The sequence below is a fragment of the Leptolyngbya cf. ectocarpi LEGE 11479 genome, assembly GCF_015207065.1.
Taxonomy (GTDB): domain Bacteria; phylum Cyanobacteriota; class Cyanobacteriia; order Phormidesmidales; family Phormidesmidaceae; genus Leptothoe; species Leptothoe ectocarpi.
In genome coordinates this window covers 1-4,544 of record NZ_JADEXP010000448.1, presented here as the reverse complement: position 1 = coordinate 4,544, position 4,544 = coordinate 1, and the positions used below count along the sequence as shown (strand labels likewise).

4 protein-coding genes are annotated in these 4,544 nt (G+C 49.4%); 2 read left to right on the top strand and 2 right to left on the bottom strand.

Annotation, left to right across the window (positions count from 1 at the left end; genetic code table 11):
* The coding region (locus IQ260_RS28065; RefSeq protein WP_193996369.1) for an NUDIX hydrolase at positions 1-347 on the bottom strand (347 nt) is incomplete at its 3' end.
* Between the two features lie 201 nt (positions 348-548).
* Here IQ260_RS28065 and IQ260_RS28060 point away from each other — a divergent pair.
* Together IQ260_RS28060 and IQ260_RS28055 are read left to right on the top strand one after the other, a co-directional pair.
* Positions 549-2,942, top strand: a complete 2,394-nt coding sequence (locus IQ260_RS28060; RefSeq protein ID WP_193996368.1) for a glycoside hydrolase family 9 protein — start codon at positions 549-551, stop codon at positions 2,940-2,942.
* Positions 2,943-3,061: 119 nt separating this feature from the next.
* Positions 3,062-3,817, top strand: coding sequence for an aspartate/glutamate racemase family protein (locus tag IQ260_RS28055; RefSeq protein ID WP_193996367.1), 756 nt, complete (start codon positions 3,062-3,064; stop codon positions 3,815-3,817).
* Positions 3,818-3,958: 141 nt separating this feature from the next.
* On the opposite strand, the gene IQ260_RS28050 is transcribed toward IQ260_RS28055, so the two are convergent.
* Positions 3,959-4,544: hypothetical protein (locus tag IQ260_RS28050; protein ID WP_193996366.1), on the bottom strand; the 586-nt coding region annotated here is incomplete at its 5' end.

Sequence of the window (4,544 nt, the reverse complement as noted above, 5' to 3'; positions counted from 1 at the left end):
ACCCCATACTCCTGCGCCATAATCGGGATCCATCGCAGTTCCGCAATTTCGCTAGAAGCCATCGGAGTACCAATCAGATCGCCCTGGAATACGGTGGCCACCAGCTGGGTATCAGCTTCATTCGCCGCCATCGTTGTAAACATTCCCAACGTCTTAAACGTGCTGGGATCAATATCACAGCTGAGTTCTTCTCGCACCTCTCGGTGGATAGCCGCTTCAGCATCTTCTCCAGGTTGAAATTTACCCCCTGGAAACATAAATTTTTGAGTGTTTTTCTTCCGGACGGTGAGCAACTGTTGAGAGTTAATCACAGCGTAGGCAACAACGTAGAGCACGGACTGGGTCATAGGTTAAAAACGTAAGGAAAAATGTAGGGAACTTTTTCTTAGGAAGATCAGACATTGATGCCTAAACCCTAACTATCCGGCGTTGCTGATCCCCGGTGCGATTTTATCTGCAAACCACGGGCTAGTAGCCTATTGCACAGATCGATTTATCCCTTAAATCAGCAACGGCTATTTTCCAGCGTCCTTCCCCTTGGTGTCTAGATGTTAGAAAGTCTTTTCTCTTTTCTACTTGGTTGGACCACAGCTGGCCAATGTAATGCCACTGGCTTTTCCCTTAACCTGCCAGCTGTCATCAGCATTGTGTCCAAACGGACAGAAGCACCCGGTATCCCCATCACCCATGTCTATACCGTCAGTGAAAACGTGGTGGCATTACGCATCGAGACCGGTAACCTGGTCAGAGGTAAGCAAGTCGCCTATGAGGCCAAGCTGGGCGATATCGTTGGCAAAGATGGTTGGGTCGTACGCCATGGTAAAACCATCGGCCAGGTGGTGCCAGGGGCACCCGAGCTGATTTGGCTAGTCGATCGCTATACTGGCCCAAAACTGGATACAGACTGCATTGATGCTCTGAGTCACTATCAGATCGTGACCAGTGACGGCTCTAAAATTACACCCGCCAACATCTATCGTAAAAGCAAAATTGACAGCATGGCCCAAACCGGCGCCTGGGAGTTTGAATGGCCAGCGGTACACACCTTATTCCTAGAACTACCTGACGCCCTCACCCTGGGCGAAACCTACCAGTTAAACTTTGCGGGTAACGGTTTACAGAACACTGAGTTTGTCTATAATCCTGAGCAAACCCGTAGTGAAGCCGTACAGATCTCTCACCTGGGCTTTGATCCTGACGATCCGGCTAAGGTAGCATTTCTCTCCACCTGGATGGGCAGCGGCGGCGGCCTTGACTATGCTGAGGGCAAACCTTTCTGGCTGATTGATACAGCCACAGGAAACAAAGTCTATACCGGACAGACCACCCTGTCACAGTCGGTAGAAACCAAGGACTACCATGACCGCAACCATAATGACACCGATGTGTTCATGATGGATTTTAGTGAGTTTACCCAGCCTGGACGCTACCAAGTTTACGTAGAGGGGGTGCGCACTTCCTATGAATTTGATATTGGCGAAGATACCTGGCGCGATGCGTTTTATGTCTCAGCCCGAGGCATGTACCACCAGCGTAGCGGCATTGCCTTAGAGCAGCCCTACACCGATTACCAACGCCCCCGCCCGTTTCATCCGGACGACGGCATGATAATTTACCGCTCAACGGTACCCCTGATGGATACCGACATGGGGTTTGACTGGCAGGATGGCATTGATGCCTTTGAGGCGCTACTAGAAACTCGTACTGATGAGATCGTACCAGATGCGTGGGGAGGCTGGATGGATGCTGGTGACTGGGATCGCCGCATTTCCCACCTTGAGGTTACCCGCTCATTTTTAGAGCTGGTGGAGCTTTATCCAGACTATTTCAAGGCAGTTAATCTAAACTTACCCGAGTCCGACAACAATCTGCCCGATATCGTAGACGAGGCCCTGTGGGGTCTGGATGTATTCCGCCGTTTGCAAACCGATGAGGGGGGGATTCCAGGGGGCATTGAATCAGCTGATCATCCCCTGCCGTCAGAAGGCAGCTGGCAGGAATCCCAGACCGTGATGGTCTATGGTCCAGGCATGTGGTCCAGCTACATATATGCCAATGTGGCAGCCAGAGCGGCCTACGTTTTGAAAAACTATGACAAAACCCTGGCCCAAACCTATCAAGAGAGCGCTGTGCGGGCCATGAACTGGGCCAATGCTGAACTCGCCAAAGCATCGGATGAGCCACACAGCTATATTTATGACGAGCGCAATCTGGCCGCCGCAGAACTCTATCGGCTCACCGGAGATAGCCAGTGGCATCAGCTTTTTTTAGACACTACCGCTTTTACCAAAGCAGATGCTCCGCTAGCAGACTGGCAAGTCCATGACCATAGCCATGCCGCCTTTGTCTATGCCCGGACTCAGCAGCCTACGGTTGATAAGACAGTTAAGCAAAATGCCAAGAACGCGCTGGTCCGGGCCGCCAATACTGATGTTGGGACGGTAGACAGTAATGGGTTTAAGTGGAATGCAACACCGGGAGTCATTATTGGCTGGGGAACTATCGGCGCACCTAAGACCCAAACGCTTTTCCGTGCCCATGCCCTGACGGACAATGTTGATTACTTAAAGGCGGGTATCCTTGCCACCCAGTTTTCAGCTGGAGCCAACCCCAACAATATGAGCCATACCACCGGCATTGGCTATAGAAATCCCGATATGCCATTGCTGATAGATATGCGTGTATCAGGGCAAGAACCCCCTCCAGGCATTACAGTCTACGGCCCGATGGATATGCAAATCCCCAATGGTCATGCCAAAAGCTGGAGCTGGTCCATAGAGCTATTTGCCGATGTGATGAATCCCACACCTTGGGAATGGCCAACGGCTGAAGCCTACTTTGATTCCTACTATTATGTGCCAGTGACTGAATATACGGTCCATCAGTCGATTGGACCTACGGCATACGCGTGGGGGTATCTGGCTGCCAGCGATAAAAAGTAGGCGACGTTGCTGATGTCTGCAGAAGCGTTCCATGGAACGCCTGTACGCTCAAACAAATAAAGCCTAATTGTGTCTTTAGTCTTAAGGCAAAATGTGGAAGACGTAATTATCCATTCACGATGTCTTCGCCCCTTTGTCGTCTCAAAATCATCAATGGCAATACGTGTCAGCCGATGACAGCAAATATAGACGCTTACGCTCAGGCTGCTAGGTTTCCCCACACCGAGATTGTGACGGTACAGCCTCGGCTGGGGCCAGAGTCCATTGAGAGCTTTTATGATGAGTATTTGGCTATTCCCGGTATTCTAGAACAGATTATTCTGGACACGGAGTCCGATGCGTTTATCCTGGCCTGCTGGGGCGACCCTGGCATTGAAGCGGCCCGTGAGATTACGTCGCGGCCCGTTGTGGGTATTGCTGAGGCCAGCCTTTATATGGCAAACATGTTAGCGGCTAAGTGGAGCGTGGTAACCACCTTGCACCGGGTACGAGACATGGTGGAAAAAACAGTGGAGAAAACGGGTCTGACCCAACGCTGTGCATCAGTTCGGACAACAAAGCTGTCGGTGCTAGATACGGAACAGGATCGCCAGGCAACATTGGATGTGCTGACCGAGGCGAGTCAGCTAGCCATCCAAACCGATGGAGCCGAAGCGATTTGTCTGGGCTGTGCAGGCATGAGCGGTCTAGAGCAGCAGCTGGAAGAACGCCTAGGGGTTCCGGTGATTGATGCTGTTGCGGCAGCTGTAAAAATGGCAGAATCGCTGGTGAGTTTAGGAAAAACAACGAGTAAACAACTGACCTATCGTTTGCCAGAAATCAAGGAGATGAAAGGCTATGAGACGCATTTTAGCGCTGAGAGTTTTCGCCACTAGCGAGCGTCTTTGAATAAGTTCCAAGCGTTTAGAAATAGGGATGAGTAGCCAGCAACAGCGTCTTTAGCGGGGCCGTTTTCCATGGGTAATTCCACCCCAAACAAACACAGGTTCATACAGAAAACTAAATATTCTCGAAACTTAAGCGTGTAGCGCTTCAAAAAGCTCCTTGATTAAAGCATCTCGATAATCCTTCAAATCAACAGATTCCGAAGAGTTTTTGAACTCTGCTATGTATCTTTTGATGATGTCACTATTCGCAGATAGGTATTCTTTGAGATTGCCATCATAGCTTCTTTGTCTGGCTAAATGTGCTCTCAATGTTTTATTGATCAAACGATCACTACTGTGAAGCATTCCTAAAATATTGTTGATGTTTTTAGCTATGGTCAGTTGTTCTTCGGAAGAAACTACATGCATGAGTAAAACCATACACGCAGCGGAAAAAATTTTACCCAGAGCTGCTATTTCGCTCACGCGACGTGGATAAAGGTCTTGAACTGACTCGATTTCCTTTGATGTATACTGATTTTCATTGTTCCTATGTGTAAAGGATCTTTTAATTTCACGAACGCTCTGGTCTTCTTTTTTACTCCTCGTGATGCTGCATCCAGCTTCAGCAATAGCCCAAGCCATATCCAAAAGACGGAGTGTTTTTCTAAGTTTAGACTCCCATTGAATCTCTGCATCTGTTGGATGTTCGTTAAATTCATACGTTGTGTTGCTA